We start from the raw sequence: 20448 nt of genomic DNA on the forward strand, positions 1-20448 counted from the left end.
ATGGTCCAAGTATCAGGTCTGCTTATTCTCGGGTTTGGCGGTCATGCTCGTAGTGTGGCGGATGTGGCGTTGGCGTCGGGATTTAAAACTCTTTGTTTCATAGATAGTAATGCTCGCCCAAACGAATGTTTGGGTGAATTTCCAGTGAAAACAGATTGGCACGGTGCGCTCCCTGAAGGTTGGGTGGTTATGCCTGGAGCGGGTGACAACAATAAACGTCAAGATCAATGTGACTGGATCATTGAGCGTGGCTGGCCTCTGGCCACGCTTATCTCTCCGGCCGCGACGATAGGTTTTGGTGCTACGGTTGGTCTCGGAACCCTAGTAGCGCATCATGCTCATATTGGCCCTATGGCCTCTGTTGGGAGAGGTTGTATTGTAAATACAGGAGCCATTATTGAGCATGAATGCGTCGTAGATGACTTTACTCATGTTTCTATAAAAGCAGCTGTGGCGGGAAGATCCCGTATCGGACGTCTTTGCTTCATTGGCGCTGGCTCGACTGTTATTGACGGTATTCGTCTCTCCGATGGTGTCACGTTGGGAGCAGGCGCCTGCGCACATCGTGATCTGGAAGAGCCGGGAGTTTATGTTGGCGTGCCGGCGAAAAAAGTGATAGGGAAAATACAGAATTGAAAGTTCTCCATTTCTTTAAAACCTATTATCCGCAAACCATGGGGGGGGTTGAACAAGTCATCTTTCAGCTTGCGGAAGGGGGAAGAGAACATGGGATTACTGCGCAAGTACTTTCTCTGAGCGCACAAGGGGCTGCACGTAACGTAAAGGTTGGTGAGCACTTGGCTCACACGTCAAAGCTAGACCTGCATTTAGCCTCCACTGGCTTTTCGTTGTCAGCCTTTAAGGACTTTTCCGAGTTGGCCAGGGAGGCCGACATCATCAACTATCATTTTCCATGGCCGTTCATGGATGTAGTTCATTTTGTGTCGCGTGTACGTAAGCCCACGGTTGTTAGTTATCACTCGGATATTGTTAAGCAAAAGACGCTGTTGAAGTTGTATCAGCCGTTGATGCACGGCTTTTTGGGCAGCGTAGATCGTATTGTTGCGTCATCTCCAAAGTATGTAGAGAGTAGCCCGACGCTCCAAAGGTTTAAGGACAAAGTCACGGTTATTCCTATTGGCTTGGATCGGAATACTTATCCGCCTGTTTCATCGGAAAAGTTGAGCTATTGGAAAGAGAAATTACCCCCGCGCTTTTTTCTTTTTATTGGCGCTCTACGCTACTATAAGGGATTGGATTATCTACTTGAGGCGGCTCGTACGGCTCGGTTTCCGATCGTTATTTTGGGGCAGGGACCGATGGAGGCCGAGCTGAAGGCTAAGGCCAGAAAATTGGGTCTTTCCAATATATATTTTCTTGGCGGCTTGCCCGACGATGATAAAATTGCATTGTTAATGCTGTGCTATGGCCTGGTGTTTCCCTCTCATCTTCGTTCTGAAGCATTTGGTATTTCACTTCTTGAAGCTGCCATGTTTGGTAAGCCCCTTATTTCCTGCGAGATCGGCACAGGCACGACTTACATAAATATTGCCGGTGAGACAGGACTGGTCGTTCCCCCCAGCGATTCAGGTGCACTGGCGCAGGCAATGATCAGGTTATGGGAAAATCCTGAAGAGAGTAGTGCAATGGGGCACCGGGCCGCATTGCGTTTCGAACAGGTATTTACAGCAGAACGAATGGTTGACTCTTACGCAGAGGTTTATCGTTCTTTGTTGAGGTGAATCGAAAGCGGCTCTGAATGCGGTAGGTGTTTTGAGCCTTTTGTTTAACTATCAGCGCTGTTTGCGTTGCTTCTCATCTACACACCCTCGAGTTTCAAGATGATCCCCAAGTCTATTCTAGTTACTGGTGGTTCCGGCTTTTTAGGAAAAGCTATTGTTCAGCGTCTTGCATTGATGGAGGCATTCTATCTCGTAGTGCCTCTCAGAGCGCTCAGCAAGGATCTGCCCGAGGGGGTGAAAACCATAAAAATTTCCGATATTGATGGTCAAACCAACTGGAAAAAGATACTCGATAACGTAGACATTGTGGTGCACGCTGCCGCCAGGGTTCATGTGATGCGCGAGCAGGCTCCTGATGCCCTTGCTGCGTTTCGTAAAGTGAATGTCGAGGGTACTTTGAATCTCGCTCGACAGGCCGCCGACGCCGGAGTCAAACGCTTCATCTTCATCAGTTCTATCAAGGTAAACGGAGAAGGTACGTTGACGGGGGAGCCTTACACTGCAGATGATGTTCCGGCTCCCAAGGATCCATATGGCATCTCCAAGCTTGAGGCGGAGCAGGGTTTGAGAGCTCTTGCGACAGCTACCGGTATGGAGACAGTGGTTATTCGTCCCGTCCTTGTCTATGGCCCCGGCGTAAAAGCTAATTTTCTGAGTATGATGCGCTGGCTTTATAGAGGTATACCGTTGCCTTTTGGTGTTGTTCGGAATCGTCGTAGTCTGATCTTCCTGGATAATCTTGTAGATTTCGTAGTGACCTGCCTCGATCATCCAGCCGCAGCCAACCAAACATTTCTGGCGAGCGACGGTGACGATGTTTCTACTTCTGAGCTGTTGCGTAAGCTTGCCAGGTGTCTGGGGAAATCGGCCCGTCTAATGCCCGTGCCCGTTTGGTTAATGAGCGCAGTGGCAACTATGCTGAGCAAGCAGGCCCTTGCTCAACGTCTTTTCGGGTCCTTGCAGGTTGATATCAGCAAAAATCAACAGCTACTGGGCTGGACTCCGCCAGTCAGTCTTGATGATGCCCTGAACCTGACGGCTCAACACTTTCTGGATGCTCGAAGATCATGAGTTACGGGTGGTTCATTCCGGTCATTGCCGGCGTCTCGTTTTTGCTGACAGCGGCATTGCGTAAATATGCGTTGTCCCGAAGCCTGATGGACATTCCCAATGCCCGAAGCTCTCACTCGGTTCCCACGCCACGTGGTGGTGGTGTGGCGATCGTTCTGGGGGTTCTGTTGGCGCTGGGACTTTTGTTTTTTGCCGGGATCATTTCTTCGTCGGATTTCCTGGCGATTGCCGGTGCTGGAGCTGCGATCGCGGTTATCGGCTTCATGGATGACCATGGGCACATTGCAGCCCGCTGGCGCTTGTTAGGGCACTTTGGTGCAGCAGGGTGGTTGCTGTTCTGGCTCGGCGGCTTGCCTGCTGTCGAATTGGGTGGCATCTCGCTCAACCTGGGATGGCTGGGGCATGTTCTGGCACTGTTTTATCTGGTGTGGTTGCTTAATCTCTACAACTTCATGGACGGTATTGATGGTATCGCCAGCCTTGAGGCTATCTGTGTTTGCCTCGGTGCCTGTCTTATCTACTGGATGGCGGGACTTGAGAGTCTAATTTGGGCTCCATTGTTATTGGCCATTGCGGTCGCTGGCTTTCTTTACTGGAACTTCCCCCCTGCGCGGATTTTCATGGGCGATGCCGGCAGCGGGTTTCTCGGCATCGTGCTGGGCGGGTTTTCTCTACAAGCTGCGTGGGTTAGTGCACCGATGCTTTGGGCGTGGCTGATTTTGCTTGGGGTGTTTATCGTCGATGCGACATTCACGCTGTTTCGCCGATTGCTCAGGGGGGACAAGGTCTACGAAGCGCATCGCAGTCATGCTTATCAGTTTGCCTCTCGCCATTTTGGCAGGCATCTGCCCGTTACCCTTGCTGTTGGCCTGATCAATCTATTCTGGTTGTTGCCCATTGCCGTGTGTGTGACACGCTATGGTCTGGACGGTGCCTTGGGGGTGATTCTGGCTTACGCACCCTTGCTTGTGCTGGCGGTCAAGTTTCGCGCCGGAGATCTGGAAGTCCCGGCGGTGAAGAACTAAGCGACAATTACTCTGTCATTTAGGTTTAAAGTGATCGCGAAGCGTCTTTGAGGTTTCACTTTGGGGATTGGGTAGTTGAAGGGAGAGAACTGAGGTGTTTGAAGGGTTTATGGATAAAATCAGAGCATATCTGGTAGGGCTCCCCCGGCGCCAAAAAAGGTTGATACAGGTTGCCACAGACACCGTTCTGGTCTGGGTCGCCTTGTGGTTGGCTTTTATCGTGCGTCTGGGCATCGACGATATGTACAACCCTTTCAAGGTCCACTTCTGGCTTTTTGCTTGCGCACCAGTGATCGCCATCCCTCTCTTTATCCGCTTCGGCATGTACCGTGCAGTCATGCGCTATTTTGGCAACGAAGCCCTCATTGCTATCGTCAAGGCTGTCAGTCTGTCATCGCTGATTCTGGCAGTGGTTGTCTATTGGTACAGTAATCACCAAACCGTGGTGCCGCGCTCTATCATCTTTAACTACTGGTGGCTCAGCTTGGTCATCATCGGAGGCCTACGCCTGTGCATGCGCCAGTATTTCATGGGGGACTGGTTCACTGCTGCTCAGCACGTACCGTTCACCAATCGTGATGACGGCTTGACCAAAGTTGCTATCTACGGTGCAGGTGTCGCGGGCAATCAGCTTGTCGCTGCGCTTCGCATGGGGCGGGTGATGCGGCCTGTGGCCTTCATCGATGACGATGCGAGTATCGCGGATCGCTCTATTTCAGGCCTGCAGGTCTACAAGCCCAAGCATATTCAGCAGATGATCGATGTCACCGGCGCGCAGGAAATTCTTCTGGCGCTGCCGTCATCCACGCGAGCACGACGTAGGGAAATTCTGAATCTTCTGGAAGGCTTCCCGCTTCACATACGTAGCGTTCCGAATTTCACTGACCTGGCCAGTGGTCGGGTGAAGGTCGAGGATATTCAGGAAGTCGACATTGCCGACTTGCTGGGGCGTGACTCGGTACCGGCTCAGCCTGATTTGCTGGAGCGTTGTATCAAGCGCAAAACGGTCATGGTGACCGGTGCGGGCGGTTCTATCGGCGCGGAGCTTTGTCGACAAATTTTTTCTCTTGGTCCTACGACGCTAATCCTGTTTGAGCACAGCGAGTTCAATCTTTACAGCATTCTTTCCGAGTTGGAGAAACGAGCCAGTCGTGAATCCCTGTCTGTTCGTCTGCTGCCTATCCTCGGTTCTATCCGGCATCAGGACAAGCTCCTGGATGTGATGAAAACCTGGAAGGTGGACACGGTTTACCACGCGGCGGCCTACAAGCATGTGCCGATGGTCGAGCACAATATCGCCGAAGGCGTGTTGAACAATGCGATGGGTACGCTCAATACCGCACAAGCCGCCTTGCAATCAGGTGTTGCCAACTTTGTGCTGATCTCCACCGACAAAGCCGTGCGTCCGACCAATGTGATGGGCAGTACCAAGCGTTTGGCCGAAATGACGCTGCAGGCACTCAGTCGCGAGATTGCGCCGGTATTGCTGGGTGACAAGGCCAATGTATCGCGCGTCAACAAGACCCGCTTCACGATGGTGCGCTTTGGTAATGTGCTGGGCTCCTCCGGTTCGGTGATCCCGTTGTTCCATAGCCAGATCAAGTCGGGTGGACCATTGACCGTCACTCACCCGAAGATCACGCGTTACTTCATGACCATTCCCGAAGCAGCACAACTGGTGATTCAGGCCGGCTCGATGGGGCAGGGTGGTGACGTGTTCGTACTGGACATGGGTGAGCCGGTGAAGATTGTCGAACTGGCGGAAAAAATGATTCACCTGTCCGGTTTGAGTGTGCGCTCGGACAGGAATCCTCAAGGCGACATCGCCATCGAATTTACGGGCCTGCGCCCTGGCGAGAAGCTTTACGAAGAGTTATTGATCGGCGATAACGTCGCGGCGACTCAGCACCCAATGATCATGAGTGCCAATGAAGATCATCTGCCTTGGGACGTGCTCAAGACGCGGCTGACCGAGCTACTCGGAGCTGTTGAGCGGGATGACTACTCACGGGTTCGTCAGTTGTTACGCGAAACTGTCAGTGGCTACACCCCCGACGGCGATATCGTCGACTGGATCTACCAGCAACGCCGCCTCGAGCCCTGATTGTTACACACCCTGTAACCGATACATTTTTGACAGGCTCACAGCATGACCTAGGTTTGGGAGGCAGCTTCGGAAAAGCTGCTTCTTACTTATCGATGTCATGGAGCGTCACTTATGCGTACAGGCTATTTCTACTCTCTGGTTTTTGCCCTGCTGACCAGCGCCTCTATTGCTGCTGTTGCAGCGCCGGCGGTCAAAGTCGAGGCCGTAACCGCGCCATTGGAAGTGCAGATTGCACCCTCCGGGGAAGTTGCAAAAGTCGATCTCAATGCCGCGGATGCAACCACACTGCAGCGGGAACTCACCGGGGTAGGTGAGGCCAAGGCCAAGGCGATTGTTGCGTATCGTGAGAGTAATGGGCCGTTTGCGTCAGTGGATGAGTTGTTGGAGGTCAAGGGCATCGGCAAGGCGATTCTGGACAAGAACCGCGACAAGCTTGGGGTGAACTGATTCGTAGAAGCTAGTGCCAGAGGCCGGTCGTTGACCGGCCTTTTTTGTTTCCGAGGTTCGGTTCCTCCAGAGAGGCGGAGCAATTCCGCCTTTTGTCTGGATAGAAAAATTACGGCTGTCATATTTTTTATGGATTATGCCTATAATAAAACCATCGCCCATACAGGTTCCCCGAATCTGGGCATTCAACATCCTTGAGCCATCTCCCAGGAGCGTAGCTATGAATTCCATTCAGTCCAAAGGTATTGCTCTGATCACCGGCGCTTCATCCGGTATTGGTGCGATCTATGCTGAGCGGTTGGCGGCGCGTGGTTTTGACTTGTTGTTGGTGGCTCGCGATGAGCAACGTCTCCAGACCGCCGCAATAAGGTTGCGGGCCGAGCATGGCGTGCAGATCGAGGTATTGAAGGCGGACCTCACGCTCAAGGCTGATTTATTGGCTGTCGAGCAGCGTCTGCGCAGTGATTCCGGCATCAGTCTGCTACTGAACAACGCGGGTATCGCCGCGGATGGCTCTCTGGCCAGTGCGAACACGGATCAGCTAGAGCGGATGATTCAGCTCAATGTGGTGGCGGTGACACGTTTGGCGGCTGCGGCAGCCGCGAACTTTTCGGCGGTCGGGCGTGGTTCGATCATCAATCTGGCGTCGGTGGTAGCGCTGATTCCCGAGCGTTTCAATGCGACTTATAGTGCGACCAAAGCTTACGTGCTGAGCCTCACTCAGTCGCTGAATGCTGAACTGAGTGGTTCGGGCGTGCAGGTTCAGGCGGTGTTGCCAGGAGTGACACGCACCGAAATCTGGGAGCGTTCAGGGATTGATGCCAGCGCTATCCCGGCAGAAATGGTGATGGAAGCAGGGGAGATGGTCGATGCGGCATTGTCCGGATTCGATCAGGGTGAGTTGATCACTATTCCTTCGCTACCCGATGCCGCAGACTGGAATGCTTTTGTTACCGCACGCCACGCGCTAGGGCCGAACCTGTCGAAGAGTGCTGCGGCTTCGCGCTACCGGTAGAGGTGTTCTTCACCTGGTAACTGGCACGAATAGTGATTACTCATTGGCTGATGATTGTTGAACAATCCTGAGGCGATGAGTATGAGTAGCGGACTGTCCCTGGCTGACCACATCACACTGGAGTTGCGCGCCGACATCATTGGTGGTCGTTTGCTGCCGGGCCGGGCGTTGGTTGAGGGCGATCTGGTGATTGCCTACAACGCCTCGCGCAATACCATCCGCGAAGCGCTGCACCGCTTGGGGCAGGAAGGCCTGACCTTTTATGTCCGAAATAAAGGCGTGATGGTTCGTCAGCTCGGCGCCGATCAGGTGCGCGACCTGTTTCAGGTCCGACGCACGCTGGAGTTACAGGCCATCAGCGCCAGCCGACCGCTGCGCGAATATCAATCCGATCACATGATCGAAGCCATTGAAGCCGCGCAGCTGGCCCGCGAGCGTGAAGACTGGCGGGCTGTCGGTACCCACAGCCTGCGTTTTCATCAACACATTGTCGGTTTGTTACGCAGCCCGCTGTTCGATGAGTTCTTTACCAATGTCGTTGCGCAACTGCGCCTGGTGTTCAGTGCGGCGCCTGACGAGTCTCGCTTCCAGACGCCCTGGCTTGAGCGTGATCGGCACATTCACGACTTGCTGGTCGAAGGCGACAAGTCTGGCGCTTACGACGCCTTGAGCGACTATCTCGACGATTCCGAACAGCAATTGCTTGAGTTGTTCAACCATCCTTCCTGTCATTGATCGAGGACTCATGCCATGTATAAAGACTATCCTGCGGCTTATCAGGTCAGTAAGGGCTCGGCGTTGCAGGTCGATAAAGCCTTCTACGAGCGGATCCGCGATACACCGGCCGGGCGCACGCTGATTGAGCAATTCGAAGTGCCGATTCGCACCGGACGCGCCTGGCATGTACCGGCGGGGCATGTGTTCCGCGTGACTACACCAGTGGGTCCGCAAGTGGGGGACTTCAACGTCTGGAATGCCAACGACCCGCGCGAACGGCTGTGGGCTGCACGGACCCGGCAATTGCAGGGCGCTCACGTCAGCACCCATGACCGGCTCTGGTCGAACCTGCCCTTTCTGCGACCGCTGGTGACCATCACCGACGACAGTCTGGCCAACTATGGCATCGACGAACACGGCGGACGTTTGCACGATCTGCTGGGCACGCGTTGCGATCCCTATGTGAACAAAATGCTCACTGGCGAGGATTTCCATCACCACTGCCATTCGAACCTGACCCGCGCCGTGTTACCTCACGGTCTGACCGAGTTCGACGTGCATGACGTGCTGAACATCTTTCAGTGCACGGGGCTCAACCACGACGATATGTACTTCATGAAGGCCTGCCCGGCGCAGAAGGGCGATTACCTGGAGTTCTTCGCCGAGATCGATCTGCTGTGTGCATTGTCGACCTGCCCGGGGGGCGATTTGTCGCTGCCGATGTGGGGGCCGAATGCGCAGGACCCGTTAAGTGTCTGCCGGCCGTTGGGCGTGGAAATCTATCGTTTGGAGCCGACGTTGCTCGAAGGCTGGAGCCAGCCTGAGCGGGCGGCCTATAAAGGCCTGCATGGTTTGCACATCGCCAAGGCGGCTTGGGAGGCGTAGAAGAAAGTGTGACGAGGGGGCTTGCCCCCCTCACCACAGGTACTTGCGTAGAGGCTAAAACAAACCCTGCCAATAATGGCGGGGTTTAATCAACGATCCTGAGCGTCCTTGGCGTCCATTTCCGCGTTGCGCTCAGCGACGCGTTTACGTTGCTCATCGGTCAATTCCACTTTGTTCGCGGTGTCGCGCAGCATCATCAAGCCACCGACGATCGATCCGATAGCAACTACCAGAATCAACCAGGCATACCAAGGCATAGGGTTCTCCTTAAGAGCAGGTTTTGACGCGAACGGTTTCGCGTCAACGCCGTGCCTATCCACTTTGAGTCACAGCGTTTCTCAGTGGTTCCATTCTAGGCCTGTTCTGCCTGGGTCACCTCATCAAAGTCCGGTCAGCATCGCATCGGCCGGGGCGTCGGCACGCAGCTGGGCAGTCAGCAGGAAGTAGACAAAACCGACCGCCATGAAGCCGAGGAAGATCGCCCCGATCAGCGCGTTGAACCAGGCCATCGCCACCAGGCAGACCACCGCCAATGCCAGGGCAGTCGCCGGTACCAGTGGGTAGCCGGGCGCACGGAAAGTCCGTTCCAGGTTCGGTTCGGTTTTACGCAGTTTGAACAGGCTGAGCATGCTCATGATGTACATCACGATAGCGCCGAATACCGCCATGGTGATCATCGCGGCGGTCAGGGTCATGCCACCCAGGTTGATCAAGCCGTCGCTGTAGATGGCCGCGATACCGATCAGGCCGCCAGCGATGATTGCCCGGTGCGGTGTCTGGAAGCGTGACAGCTTGGCCAGGTAGGCCGGCAGGTAGCCGGCACGGGCGAGGGCGAAGAACTGTCGCGAATAGCCAAGGATGATCCCGTGGAAACTCGCCACCAGCCCGAACAGGCCAATCCACACCAGCATGTGCAGCCAGCCGGAGCTTTCGCCGACCACGGCTTTCATCGCTTGCGGCAACGGGTCGTTGATGTTCGCCAGGCTCCGCCAGTCACCCACGCCACCGGCAAAGAACATCACACCCATGGCCAGCAACACCAAGGTCAGAATGCCGCTGATGTAGGCCTTGGGAATCGTCCGTTTCGGGTCCTTGGCTTCTTCGGCGGCCATGGCCGCGCCTTCGATGGCGAGGAAGAACCAGATCGCGAAGGGGATTGCCGCGAACATCCCGGCGATGGCCGGTGCGCCGAACGCATCGGAGCCGGCCCAACCATTAAGGGCGAAATGGCTGAAGCTGAACGCCGGGGCGACCACGCCCATGAATACCAGCAACTCGATGACTGCCAGTACACACACCACCAGTTCGAAGGTTGCCGCCAGTTTTACGCCAAGGATGTTCAGGCCCATGAATACGATGTACGCGCCGACCGCCGCATGTTTCGGGTCAAGGGCGGGGAACTGCACATTCAAGTAGGCGCCAATGGCCAGGGCAATGGCCGGCGGTGCAAAGACGAACTCGATCAGCGTCGCCAGGCCGGCGATCAGTCCACCTTTTTCACCGAAGGCGCGGCGACTGTAGGCGAAAGGGCCACCTGCGTGCGGGATCGCTGTCGTCAGTTCGGTGAAGCTGAAAATGAAGCAGGTGTACATGGTCGCGACCATGAACGAGGTCACCAGAAAGCCGAGAGTCCCGGCTACGCCCCAGCCGTAACTCCAGCCAAAGTACTCGCCGGAAATGACCAGCCCGACAGCGATCCCCCATAAATGCAGCGTGCCCAACGTCGGTTTGAGTTGTGTGTTCATGCGTTTCTCCCGCTGCGATTTGGAAAAGCCCGGAGAGGGCGTGTGCAGTGGGCGTGCCATGTCGGCTTTGGACGTCGTAAAGCACAGAAAGCTGTCGTATCGGGGATGTTCGCGGCTGAGTATGTGCTTTTTGTGCGCCAGTTGGGGGCGTGGGTGCCTGTTCTGCCGTCATTGCGAGCTTGCTCGCGATGACGCCCGCCCAGACACCGCTGTAACAAAGCCATAAAGCCACTCTTTACGCTTTCTTTATGCCTCGCCCAACCCCTCGCTCTCGTTCCTTTACAGCCTTCCTGCGGACAATTGCGCCACACGCGGCAATCGCCGTACGACGGAGAAATTCCATGAGTGTTCTGGACGGGGTGTCCCTGCTGTTGGCGGTGGGACTGTTCATTTATCTACTGGTTGCGCTGTTACGCGCGGATCAGAACTAGGAGCAGCTATGCACAGTTATGACTATTGGCTGATCCTCGCCTTCTTCGCCGTAGTGCTGATTCCGGCACCATTCCTGGGAAGGTTCTACTACAAGGTGATGGAAGGCCAGCGCACCTGGCTGACGCCGATCCTCGGGCCCGTGGAACGCGGCTGTTATCGCGTGGCCGGGGTCGACCCGCAGAGCGAACAGAGTTGGCAGAAATACACCCTGGCGTTGCTCGCGTTCAACCTCGCGGGCTTTTTGCTGTTGTTCGCGATCCTGTTGTTTCAGGACTACTTGCCACTCAACCCGCAGAACCTGCCGGGGCAGGAGTGGACACAGGCGTTCAACACCGCCGTCAGCTTCATGACCAACACCAACTGGCAGTCCTACAGCGGTGAAGCGTCCCTGAGCTACCTGAGCCAGATGATCGGCCTCACCGTGCAGAACTTCGTCAGCGCCGCCACCGGCCTGGCTGTTCTGGTTGCCTTGTGTCGCGGCATCGGTCGCAAGTCGGCGCAAACCCTCGGTAACTTCTGGGTCGACATGACCCGTGCCACCCTCTACGGCCTGTTGCCGATATGCCTGCTGCTGGCGCTGTATCTGGTTTGGCAGGGCGTACCACAAACCTTCGCTCATTACGTGAATGCGCTGACGATGCAGGGCGTGGATCAAGTGATCCCACTGGGTCCGGCAGCCAGCCAGATTGCGATCAAGCAATTGGGTACCAACGGCGGTGGCTTCTTCGGCGTCAACTCGGCGCACCCGTTCGAGAACCCGACGGCCTGGAGCAACCTGTTCGAAGTGACCTCGATCATCCTGATCCCGGTGGCGCTGGTGTTCACCTTCGGTCATTACGTCAAGGACCTGCGTCAGAGCCGGGCGATCATCGCCTGCATGCTCGCGCTGTTCCTGATCGGTGGCGCGGTGTCGCTGTGGGCTGAATACCAGCCGAACCCGAGCCTGAATAACGTTGCAGTCGAACAGACTGCACCGCTGGAAGGCAAGGAAGCACGTTTCGGCACCACCGCCACCGTACTCTGGTCGGTGACCACCACGGCGGCCTCCAACGGTTCGGTCAACGGCATGCACGACAGCCTCAACCCGCTGAGCGGCATGGTCGCGCTGATCAACATGATGGTCGGCGAAGTGATCTTCGGTGGCGTCGGCGCCGGCCTCTACGGCATGTTGCTCAACGTGCTGATCGCGGTGTTCCTCGCCGGTCTGATGATCGGACGTACACCGGAATACCTCGGCAAGAAACTGCAAGCCAAGGAAGTCCAGTTGCTGGTCGTCACCTTGCTGGTGATGCCGGTCGGCGTACTGGTGCTGGGTGCCATTGCGGCGAGCCTGCCTGGCCCTGCGGCAACCATCAGCAACCCCGGTCCCCACGGTTTCAGTCAACTGCTGTACGCCTACACCTCTGCCAGCGCCAACAACGGTTCGGCATTCGGGGGGCTGAACGCCAACACGCCCTTCCATAACCTGATGTTGGGGCTGGGCATGTTGATCGGACGCTTCGGTTACATCCTCCCGGTACTGGCCCTGGCCGGCAGCCTGGCGATGAAGAAAACCGCACCGATTGGCCAGAACAGCTTCCCGACTCATGGCCCGCTGTTCGTGACGTTGCTGACGGTGACCATTTTGCTGGTGGGTGGCCTGACCTTCCTGCCGACCCTGGCGTTGGGGCCTATCGCTGAACATTTGAGCATGGGCTTCTGAGCCCATTCTCTTCTGAGGAGCTAATGATGAATATGCCCGTTCGTGTATCGAAAAAAACCGCACCACAGGCTGTGCCGGCTCAACCCGTCGAGCAACCGAAAACCGCGATCTCGGCCCTGTGGCGGCCGGCGCTGGTGCAAGCCTTCGTCAAGCTCGACCCACGGCAGTTGAAGCGCTCGCCGGTGATGCTGGTGGTCGAACTGACCGCGATCCTCACCACCGTATTGTGCGTGATTCCAGATCCGGCAGTGCCGACTTTTGTGGCGGCGCAAATTGCCTTGTGGCTGTGGTTCACCGTGTTGTTCGCGAACTTCGCCGAAGCCCTGGCCGAAGGTCGCGGCAAGGCCCGCGCCGACAGCCTCAAGGCCGGCAGCGAAGGTCTGAGCGCTCGGCGTAAAAAAGCCGATGGCAGCTTTCAGGTAGTGCCAGCGGTCAGCCTGCGCAAAGGCGATGTGGTTCGCGTTGAAGCCGGCGAGATGATTCCCGGTGACGGCGAGGTGATCGAAGGTATTGCCGCCGTCAACGAAGCGGCGATTACCGGTGAGTCCGCGCCAGTGATTCGCGAATCCGGTGGTGATCGTTCGGCGGTCACCGGCAACACTCGACTGGTGTCCGACTGGTTGCTGGTGCGCATCACCGCCAACCCCGGTGAGTCGACGCTGGATCGCATGATCGCGCTGGTTGAAGGCGCCAAGCGCCAGAAAACCCCGAACGAAGTGGCGCTGGATATCCTGCTGATCGGCCTGACCATGATCTTCCTGGTGGTGGTCGTGACCTTGCAGCCGTTCGCCCACTTCGCCAACGGCAACCTGCCGCTGGTGTTCCTGGTGGCGCTGCTGGTAACGCTGATCCCCACCACGATTGGCGGTTTGTTGTCGGCCATCGGTATCGCTGGCATGGACCGTCTGGTGCGGTTGAACGTGATCGCCAAATCCGGCCGTGCGGTAGAGGCGGCGGGTGACGTGCATGTGTTGCTGCTGGACAAGACCGGCACCATCACCTTCGGTAATCGTCGCTGCACCGCGATCTATGCAGCGCCGGGTGTCAGTGCCAAGGAGCTGGCGGAAGGTGCGCTGTTCGCTTCGCTGGCCGACGACACGGCCGAAGGCAAGTCGATCGTCGAGTACCTGCGTGGACTTTATCCACAGGCCGAACCGTCCGCCGAGGTGCTGACCGTTGTGCCGTTCACTGCCGAAACCCGCTTGTCCGGCGTTGACTATCAGGGCCGTGTCTACCGCAAGGGCGCGGTGGATTCGGTGCTGGCCTTCATCGGCCTGACTCGTGCCGAGATACTGCCGCCGATGTCCCGGGAAATCGACAAGATTGCCCAAAGCGGCGGTACGCCATTGCTGGTGTGTGCCGAGGGTAAGTTGCTCGGTGCGATCCACCTCAAGGACGTGGTCAAGCCCGGCATTCGCGAGCGTTTTGCCGAGCTGCGCAAGCTGGGGATTCGCACGGTGATGGTGACCGGCGACAATCCGCTGACCGCGGCGGCGATTGCCGCTGAAGCCGGTGTCGATGACGTGTTGGCCGAAGCGACGCCGGAGAAGAAACTCGCCCGGATTCGTCACGAGCAGAACGACGGTCGTCTGGTCGCCATGTGCGGTGATGGCGCCAACGACGCGCCAGCACTGGCCCAGGCTGACGTCGGCATGGCAATGAACGACGGGACGCAGGCCGCACGCGAAGCGGCGAACATGGTCGACCTCGACAGCGACCCGACCAAGCTGCTGGACGTGGTGCAGATCGGTAAAGAGTTGCTGGTGACTCGCGGCGCGCTGACGACGTTTTCCATCGCCAACGACGTGGCCAAGTACTTCGCCATCCTGCCGGCGCTGTTTGCCTCGATCTACCCGCAACTGGGCGTGCTGAACATCATGCACCTGGCCAGTCCGCAGAGCGCGATTCTCTCGGCCATCGTCTTCAACGCCTTGATCATTGTCGGGCTGATTCCGCTGGCCCTGCGCGGGGTACGTGTCCAGGCCGCGAGCGCTGCACACCTGCTGCGGCGTAACCTGTTGATCTACGGCGTGGGCGGCATCGTGGTGCCGTTCGTGGGCATCAAGCTGATCGACATGCTGCTGACTGCGCTGCATCTGGTGTAACCGCTGCACGCCGCGCCCCGGGCGCGGCGTTCATCTGAATTGAGGGTTTTGAAATGTCCACTATGATCCGTCCGGCCTTGAGCCTGCTTGTTCTGATGACCCTGATCACCGGCGTCGCTTATCCACTGGTGGTAACTGGTGTCGCTCAGGTTGCGTTCCCTGATCAGGCCAACGGCAGCCTGGTGCGTGACGCCGATGGCAAGGTGCGCGGTTCGTCCCTGATTGCCCAGGATTTTGTCGGTGATGCGTGGTTCCATCCACGGCCATCGGCGGGCGCATTTGCGACCGTATCGAGCAGTGCGAGCAACCTGGCACCGAGTAATCCGGCGCTGGCAACCCGGGTGATCGACGATGCCAACAAGCTGCTGGTGCCAGGCCAGGGGCCGGTGCCGTTGGCGTTGCTGACCACCTCTGGCAGTGGCCTCGATCCACACTTGCCTCCGGCGGCAATTGCCTATCAACTGTCGCGGGTTGCGGCGGCGCGCAACCTGCCGATATCGACGGTCGAGCAGTTGATGAATGCACACATCGAGCAGCCGCTGGTAGGACCGCCGGTGGTGAATGTGCTGGAATTGAACATCGCGCTGGAAAAACTGTAGAAACACAAGATCATTCCCACGCTCTGCGTGGGAATGTATCACTGGACGCTCTGCGTCCGCTTTGGCTGGGACGCGGAGCGTCCCGGGCTGCATTCCCACGCAGAGCGTGGGAACGATCAATCTGAAAAAAGAGACCCCAATGAGCGACTCCGGCCGCGCCGACGCACTGTTAGCAGATTTGCCCCGCGATGGCCGTGGCCGGCTCAAGGTTTTTCTCGGCGCCGCTCCTGGCGTCGGTAAAACCTACGCCATGTTGCAAGCCGCCCACACTCAGCTGCGCCAAGGCGTGAAAGTCATGGCCGGGGTGGTGGAAACCCACGGTCGGGCGGAAACCGAAGCGCTGCTCGGCGGCTTGCCGCAGTTGCCGTTGGTGCGCTCGGAATACCGTGGCGTGATGCTCGAGGAAATGGACCTCGATGGCCTGCTCAAGGCCAAGCCGAAACTGGTGCTGGTCGACGAACTGGCTCACAGCAACGCCCCCGGCAGTCGCCACGCCAAGCGTTGGCAGGATATTCAGGAGTTGTTGTCAGCAGGCATCGACGTGTTCACCACGGTCAACGTCCAGCACCTGGAAAGCCTTAACGATCAGGTGCGCGGGATCACCGGCGTGCAAGTGCGCGAAACCTTGCCTGACTGGGTGCTGCAAGAAGCCTACGAACTGCTGTTGATCGACCTGCCGCCACGCGAGCTGCTCGAGCGGCTGCGTGATGGCAAGGTTTATGTGCCGGAGCAGGCGCGAGCAGCGATCGATGCGTTCTTCACCCAAACCAATCTCACGGCACTGCGCGAACTGGCGATGCAAACCGCGGCGGCGCAGGTCGATGATGACCTCAGTCGCGGCTACCGACAGTTGGGCCAGGCGGCGCCGGCCGTGCGCGGTCGCTTGCTGGTGGGGGTCGATGGCGACGCCCAGGCCGAGCGTCTGGTGCGTCACGCTAGTCGGGTCGCGCAGCGTCGGCATTTGCCGTGGAGTCTGGTGCATGTGGACAACGGCAGTGTGCGCGACGAGCAATCGCGTTTGCGCCTGCAAAGCGCTCAACAATTGGCTGAACGGCTGGGCGGCGAAGTGGTGCTGCTGCGCGCTGGCGAAGTGGCGAAAACCCTGATTCAACACGCCACCGAACGCCGTGCCAGCCTGCTGCTGGTCGGTCAATCGCGTCAGCGTTGGCGTCGTCGACTGTTCGGTGGCGGGTTGGCCTCACGCTTGTTGCGCAATGCCCGAGGCCTGGAAATAAACGTTCTCGACAGCGATGAACAACAGCATCAACCGCGTCAGCGTTTGGCGCATTCGTTGGTCTGGTTCGACTATGTGCTGGCGCTGTTGGCGACGATATTGGCCAGCGGTCTGGCCTGGGCGGTGTCGAGTATCTTGCCGTTGCCGAACATCTCGCTGGTGTTCCTCGCGGCGGTGTTGCTGGTGGCGGTACGCAGCAGCCTCGGGCCGGCGCTGGCGTGTGCGGCGTTGTCATTTCTGACCTACGATTTCTTGTTCATTCCGCCGACCTTCTCCTTTGCAATTCAGCGTGAAGAAGACGTGCTGACGCTGCTGTTTTTCCTGCTGATGGCCGCGCTCACCGGTAACCTCGCTGCTCGCCAGCGGCGACAGCTGGAAGCCTTGCGCGACACTCAGCAAGAAACCAGCGAACTGCTCGACCTGTCGCGCAAACTCACCGCTGCCACCGACCGGCAGGCAGTGATCAGCGCGGCGGCGCAGCACTTGTTTGGCTGGAACGATCTGCAGTTGTGTCTGGTTAACCGTGACGGGCAGGGCGGCTGGAAGGTCGAGACCGGTGGTCCGTTGCAGTTTTCCGAAGCCGAGCGGGCTGCCGCCGACTGGGCCTGGCAGCACGATCAGCCGGCCGGCATGGGCACCGGCACGTTACCGTTCGGTCGCTGGTGGTGGTGGCCGTTGTCGGTCGAAGACGGGCCGCTGGGCTTGCTCGGCGTTTGCCCGAAAGAGGGGCAGCAGCTCAGTGGTCAGCGACGGCGCTTGCTGACCGCATTAAGTCAGCCGCTGGCTCAAGCGCTGGCCCGTGCGCAGTTGGCCGACGACCTTGAGGCGGCACGTTTGCACGGTGAAACCGAGCAATTGCGCAGCGCATTGCTGGCCTCGGTGTCCCATGATTTGCGCACACCTCTCACGTCCATGCGCGGCAGTATCGACAGCTTGCTGGCGCTGGGCGAGGCGATCCCGCTGGAGGATCGCCGTGAGTTGCTGGAAGGCACCCGCGATGAAGCCGAACGGCTCGATCGCTATATCCAGAACCTGCTGGATATGACGCGCCTTGGCCACGGCGCCTTGAAGCTGGCGCGGGACTGGGTGTCGCCAGCGGATATCGTCGGCAGTTCGCTCAACCGTTTGCGCGCAGTGCTGGCGCCGTTGCAGGTGAGCACCGATGTGCCGGGCGCGTTACCGTTGCTCTATGTGCATGCAGCATTGATCGAGCAGGCACTGGTGAATGTGCTGGAAAACGCCGCACGCTTTTCGCCGGCTCATGGCCGTTTGCAGCTGAATGCCGGTGCCACTGACAGCGAGCTGTTTTTTTCCGTGAGCGACGAGGGCCCGGGCATTCCCGAGGACGAGCGTGCGAAGATCTTCGACATGTTCTACACCGCCGCCCGTGGCGATCGGGGCGGGCAGGGCACCGGGCTCGGTCTGGCGATCTGTCAGGGCATGGTCGGCGCCCATGGCGGCCGGATCAGCGTCGCTGATGGCATCGACGGGCGCGGCACCTGCATCACCATCCACTTGCCATTGCAGGAGCAACCGGGGTTTGAAAGTGAAGCCTGACGCTGCCTGCGCTACTCTCTCGCCACTTACTTTGCCTGATTTGAAACCATGAGCCAGACCGCGACCATTTTGGTCATTGACGATGAACCGCAGATCCGCAAATTCCTGCGCATCAGCCTGGCCTCCCAGGGCTACAAAGTGCTTGAGGCTGGCACCGGCACCGAGGGCCTGGCCCAGGCCGCGCTGAACAAGCCGGATTTGCTGGTACTTGACCTCGGTCTGCCCGACATGGATGGCCAGCAGGTGCTGCGCGAATTCCGTGAATGGTCGACGGTGCCGGTGCTGGTCCTGTCGGTACGCGCCAGCGAAGGACAGAAAGTCGAAGCGCTGGATGGCGGCGCCAACGACTACGTGACCAAGCCGTTCGGCATTCAGGAGTTTCTGGCGCGGATCCGCGCCTTGTTGCGGCAGGCTCCAACAGGAGAAGCCCAGGAAGCGGCGCTCAAGTTCGGCCCGTTGACGGTCGATCTGGCGTACCGGCGGGTATTGCTGGACGGTGCCGAAGTGGCGCTGACCCGCAAGGAGTACTCGGTGCTGGCGCAACTGGCGCGCCACGCCGGGCGGGTCATCACCCAGCAGCAGTTACTCAAGGACATCTGGGGGCCGACCCACACCGAAGACAGTCACTACCTGCGGATTGTGGTCGGGCATTTGCGCCAGAAACTGGCGGATGACCCGACCCGGCCGAGGTTTATCCTGACCGAGGCGGGGGTGGGGTATCGGCTGCTTGATACCTGATCGATTGATTGTTCCCACGCTCTGCGTGGGAATACATCCCGTGACGCTCTGCGTCACAGCGGACGCAGAGCGTCCGTGGCGGCATTCCCACGCAGAGCGTGGGAACGAGAAACGAGGTGGGGTTTCAATCCCGCTCATTCTCATACCGATCCAGCGTATCCCGGGCAATCTCCCGTCCCAGCGCGATCAGCTCCGGGGCTTTGTAGAACTCGAAAAACCGGCAAACCCGCTTTGGCACGTTGATCAGGATGTCCGGTGGATAACCGGCGATCTTGTATTGCGCCAATGACGTTTGCATCACCTCGAAGCTTTGGTTGATCAAATCCAGCAAAGAGGCCGGGCCAACGTTGTCGATAATGAATGAGCCCGTGGCCGATTTCGGCGCCCCGTCGCCTTCCGGGGCGGCAGCGGGTTGTTGCGCTTCGGGCTCGGCGGATTCGATCCAGGGGTTGATTTCGGCGGCTTCACTGCGCAGCGCCTCCTGTTCCAGAAGCAGCAATTGTTCGGCCTGTTTGCGGCGGAACGGCAGGCGTGAACCGAGCGAGTTGAGCAGGTTGTCGAAGCGGCTTTTGAACGCGGCAGGGCGCTGGATCACTGGCAACTGATAGTGCCGCTGGTTGGTCGCGTTGAGGTTGACCGCAATGATCAGGTCGCAGTGGCTCGAGACCACCGGAACAATCGGCAGGGGATTGAGCAGGCCGCCGTCGACCAGCATGCGATTGCCCTGCATGACCGGCGTGAACAGGCTGGGGATCGCCGCCGAGGCGCGCATCGCCTGGTGCAGGCAGCCTTCCTGGAACCAGATTTCCTGCTGGTTGGTCAGGTCGGTGGCGACGGCCGTGTAGGGGATGCGCAGGTCTTCGATGTTGATCTCGCCAACGATCTTGCGGATCTGCCCGAAGACTTTCTCGCCGCGTATCGCCCCAAGACGAAAGCTCACGTCCACCAGGCGCAGTACATCAAGGTAATCCAGGCTCTCGATCCAGTCGCGGTAATCGTTGAGTTTGCCGGCGGCGTAGATACCGCCGACCACGGCGCCCATGGAGCAACCAGCGATACAGGCAATGTCATAACCGCGCCTTTCGATTTCCTGGATAACGCCGATATGGGCATAGCCTCGGGCGCCACCTGAGCCCAGCACCAGTGCGACACGCTTTTTCATGACTCGCCCCTTCATCAAACAGGCTTCAACAATGCACCCAATGGGGGGCGTGCTTCAATCATGCTGACTCTGAGACGGCGTTACTGTCGTTTTTTCGATACTCAATAACGGCACATGAGTATTCTCGCGGGCGCTATAGTTTCAATGGGTGGACCAAGGCACTTT

At 58.2% G+C, this 20448-nt stretch carries 18 protein-coding genes; 15 read left to right on the forward strand and 3 right to left on the reverse strand.

Translation table 11 applies throughout. The features are described from left to right. The 9 genes from FPT12_RS14625 (at window position 1) to FPT12_RS14665 (ending at window position 9009) form a co-directional block, all read left to right on the forward strand. A complete protein-coding gene (locus FPT12_RS14625; protein WP_145016957.1) occupies window positions 1-636 on the forward strand; it encodes an acetyltransferase in 636 nt (211 codons plus the stop codon). A 38-nt stretch (window positions 637-674) separates the two neighbouring features. After that, window positions 675-1742, forward strand: a complete 1068-nt coding sequence (locus FPT12_RS14630) for a glycosyltransferase family 4 protein (RefSeq protein ID WP_145017149.1) — start codon at window positions 675-677, stop codon at window positions 1740-1742. 99 nt (window positions 1743-1841) lie between these two features. After that, window positions 1842-2813 carry an SDR family oxidoreductase gene (locus tag FPT12_RS14635; protein WP_145016959.1) on the forward strand — a complete coding sequence of 324 codons (972 nt, stop codon included), beginning with the start codon at window positions 1842-1844 and terminating at the stop codon, window positions 2811-2813. After that, the gene (locus tag FPT12_RS14640; protein WP_145016961.1) at window positions 2810-3838 is read left to right on the forward strand and encodes a glycosyltransferase family 4 protein; all 1029 of its coding nucleotides are present in this window, start codon (window positions 2810-2812) and stop codon (window positions 3836-3838) included. Before FPT12_RS14635 ends, FPT12_RS14640 begins: the two co-directional genes overlap by 4 nt. 109 nt (window positions 3839-3947) lie before the next feature. Further along, the gene (locus tag FPT12_RS14645; protein ID WP_145017151.1) at window positions 3948-5942 is read left to right on the forward strand and encodes a nucleoside-diphosphate sugar epimerase/dehydratase; all 1995 of its coding nucleotides are present in this window, start codon (window positions 3948-3950) and stop codon (window positions 5940-5942) included. A gap of 114 nt (window positions 5943-6056) precedes the next feature. Beyond that, the gene (locus FPT12_RS14650) at window positions 6057-6392 is read left to right on the forward strand and encodes a helix-hairpin-helix domain-containing protein (RefSeq protein WP_145016963.1); all 336 of its coding nucleotides are present in this window, start codon (window positions 6057-6059) and stop codon (window positions 6390-6392) included. Window positions 6393-6612: 220 nt separating this feature from the next. After that, a complete protein-coding gene (locus FPT12_RS14655; protein WP_145016965.1) occupies window positions 6613-7407 on the forward strand; it encodes an SDR family oxidoreductase in 795 nt (264 codons plus the stop codon). 81 nt (window positions 7408-7488) lie between these two features. Continuing rightward, the gene (locus FPT12_RS14660) at window positions 7489-8142 is read left to right on the forward strand and encodes a GntR family transcriptional regulator (protein WP_145016967.1); all 654 of its coding nucleotides are present in this window, start codon (window positions 7489-7491) and stop codon (window positions 8140-8142) included. A gap of 15 nt (window positions 8143-8157) precedes the next feature. Then, a complete protein-coding gene (locus FPT12_RS14665; protein ID WP_145016969.1) occupies window positions 8158-9009 on the forward strand; it encodes a DUF1989 domain-containing protein in 852 nt (283 codons plus the stop codon). 89 nt (window positions 9010-9098) lie between these two features. Here the strand turns inward: FPT12_RS14665 and FPT12_RS14670 are convergent, their stop codons facing one another. Both FPT12_RS14670 and eat read right to left on the reverse strand, forming a co-directional pair. Beyond that, window positions 9099-9266 (reverse strand): DUF2897 family protein, encoded by a 168-nt coding sequence (locus FPT12_RS14670; RefSeq protein WP_071554261.1) that lies wholly within the window; start codon window positions 9264-9266, stop codon window positions 9099-9101. 123 nt (window positions 9267-9389) lie between these two features. Next, complete coding sequence (eat, locus tag FPT12_RS14675; RefSeq protein ID WP_145016971.1) at window positions 9390-10754, reverse strand: ethanolamine permease; 1365 nt, start codon at window positions 10752-10754, stop codon at window positions 9390-9392. 341 nt (window positions 10755-11095) lie between these two features. Here eat and kdpF point away from each other — a divergent pair, with 341 nt between their 5' ends. The 6 genes from kdpF (at window position 11096) to FPT12_RS14705 (ending at window position 19121) form a co-directional block, all read left to right on the forward strand. Further along, window positions 11096-11185, forward strand: a complete 90-nt coding sequence (gene kdpF / locus FPT12_RS14680) for a K(+)-transporting ATPase subunit F (protein ID WP_093421975.1) — start codon at window positions 11096-11098, stop codon at window positions 11183-11185. An 8-nt stretch (window positions 11186-11193) separates the two neighbouring features. Next, on the forward strand, window positions 11194-12888 hold the full coding sequence (gene kdpA, locus FPT12_RS14685) for a potassium-transporting ATPase subunit KdpA (protein ID WP_145016973.1): 1695 nt from the start codon (window positions 11194-11196) through the stop codon (window positions 12886-12888). Window positions 12889-12914: 26 nt separating this feature from the next. Next, on the forward strand, window positions 12915-14993 hold the full coding sequence (gene kdpB / locus FPT12_RS14690) for a potassium-transporting ATPase subunit KdpB (RefSeq protein ID WP_145016975.1): 2079 nt from the start codon (window positions 12915-12917) through the stop codon (window positions 14991-14993). Between the two features lie 53 nt (window positions 14994-15046). Next, window positions 15047-15592, forward strand: coding sequence for a potassium-transporting ATPase subunit KdpC (kdpC, locus tag FPT12_RS14695; RefSeq protein WP_123584126.1), 546 nt, complete (start codon window positions 15047-15049; stop codon window positions 15590-15592). 139 nt (window positions 15593-15731) lie between these two features. Further along, a complete protein-coding gene (locus FPT12_RS14700) occupies window positions 15732-18383 on the forward strand; it encodes a sensor histidine kinase KdpD (protein WP_145016977.1) in 2652 nt (883 codons plus the stop codon). Between the two features lie 48 nt (window positions 18384-18431). Beyond that, entirely contained in the window at window positions 18432-19121 is a 690-nt protein-coding gene (locus FPT12_RS14705) for a response regulator (RefSeq protein ID WP_145016979.1), read from the forward strand. 124 nt (window positions 19122-19245) lie between these two features. Here the strand turns inward: FPT12_RS14705 and FPT12_RS14710 are convergent, their stop codons facing one another. Beyond that, window positions 19246-20283, reverse strand: a complete 1038-nt coding sequence (locus tag FPT12_RS14710; protein WP_145016981.1) for a patatin-like phospholipase family protein — start codon at window positions 20281-20283, stop codon at window positions 19246-19248. Window positions 20284-20448: the final 165 nt, after the last annotated feature.

It is taken from the genome of Pseudomonas sp. H3(2019) (assembly GCF_007713465.1).
In the GTDB taxonomy this organism is placed as follows: domain Bacteria; phylum Pseudomonadota; class Gammaproteobacteria; order Pseudomonadales; family Pseudomonadaceae; genus Aquipseudomonas.

Coding starts and splice junctions, on each gene's coding strand:
- FPT12_RS14625 (WP_145016957.1), top strand. CDS start 1: ATGGTCCAAGTATCAGGTCTGCTTATTCTCGGGTTTGGCGGTCATGCT.
- FPT12_RS14630 (WP_145017149.1), top strand. CDS start 675: ATGGGGGGGGTTGAACAAGTCATCTTTCAGCTTGCGGAAGGGGGAAGA.
- FPT12_RS14635 (WP_145016959.1), top strand. CDS start 1,842: ATGATCCCCAAGTCTATTCTAGTTACTGGTGGTTCCGGCTTTTTAGGA.
- FPT12_RS14640 (WP_145016961.1), top strand. CDS start 2,810: ATGAGTTACGGGTGGTTCATTCCGGTCATTGCCGGCGTCTCGTTTTTG.
- FPT12_RS14645 (WP_145017151.1), top strand. CDS start 3,948: ATGGATAAAATCAGAGCATATCTGGTAGGGCTCCCCCGGCGCCAAAAA.
- FPT12_RS14650 (WP_145016963.1), top strand. CDS start 6,057: ATGCGTACAGGCTATTTCTACTCTCTGGTTTTTGCCCTGCTGACCAGC.
- FPT12_RS14655 (WP_145016965.1), top strand. CDS start 6,613: ATGAATTCCATTCAGTCCAAAGGTATTGCTCTGATCACCGGCGCTTCA.
- FPT12_RS14660 (WP_145016967.1), top strand. CDS start 7,489: ATGAGTAGCGGACTGTCCCTGGCTGACCACATCACACTGGAGTTGCGC.
- FPT12_RS14665 (WP_145016969.1), top strand. CDS start 8,158: ATGTATAAAGACTATCCTGCGGCTTATCAGGTCAGTAAGGGCTCGGCG.
- FPT12_RS14670 (WP_071554261.1), bottom strand. CDS start 9,266: ATGCCTTGGTATGCCTGGTTGATTCTGGTAGTTGCTATCGGATCGATC.
- eat (WP_145016971.1), bottom strand. CDS start 10,754: ATGAACACACAACTCAAACCGACGTTGGGCACGCTGCATTTATGGGGG.
- kdpF (WP_093421975.1), top strand. CDS start 11,096: ATGAGTGTTCTGGACGGGGTGTCCCTGCTGTTGGCGGTGGGACTGTTC.
- kdpA (WP_145016973.1), top strand. CDS start 11,194: ATGCACAGTTATGACTATTGGCTGATCCTCGCCTTCTTCGCCGTAGTG.
- kdpB (WP_145016975.1), top strand. CDS start 12,915: ATGAATATGCCCGTTCGTGTATCGAAAAAAACCGCACCACAGGCTGTG.
- kdpC (WP_123584126.1), top strand. CDS start 15,047: ATGTCCACTATGATCCGTCCGGCCTTGAGCCTGCTTGTTCTGATGACC.
- FPT12_RS14700 (WP_145016977.1), top strand. CDS start 15,732: ATGAGCGACTCCGGCCGCGCCGACGCACTGTTAGCAGATTTGCCCCGC.
- FPT12_RS14705 (WP_145016979.1), top strand. CDS start 18,432: ATGAGCCAGACCGCGACCATTTTGGTCATTGACGATGAACCGCAGATC.
- FPT12_RS14710 (WP_145016981.1), bottom strand. CDS start 20,283: ATGAAAAAGCGTGTCGCACTGGTGCTGGGCTCAGGTGGCGCCCGAGGC.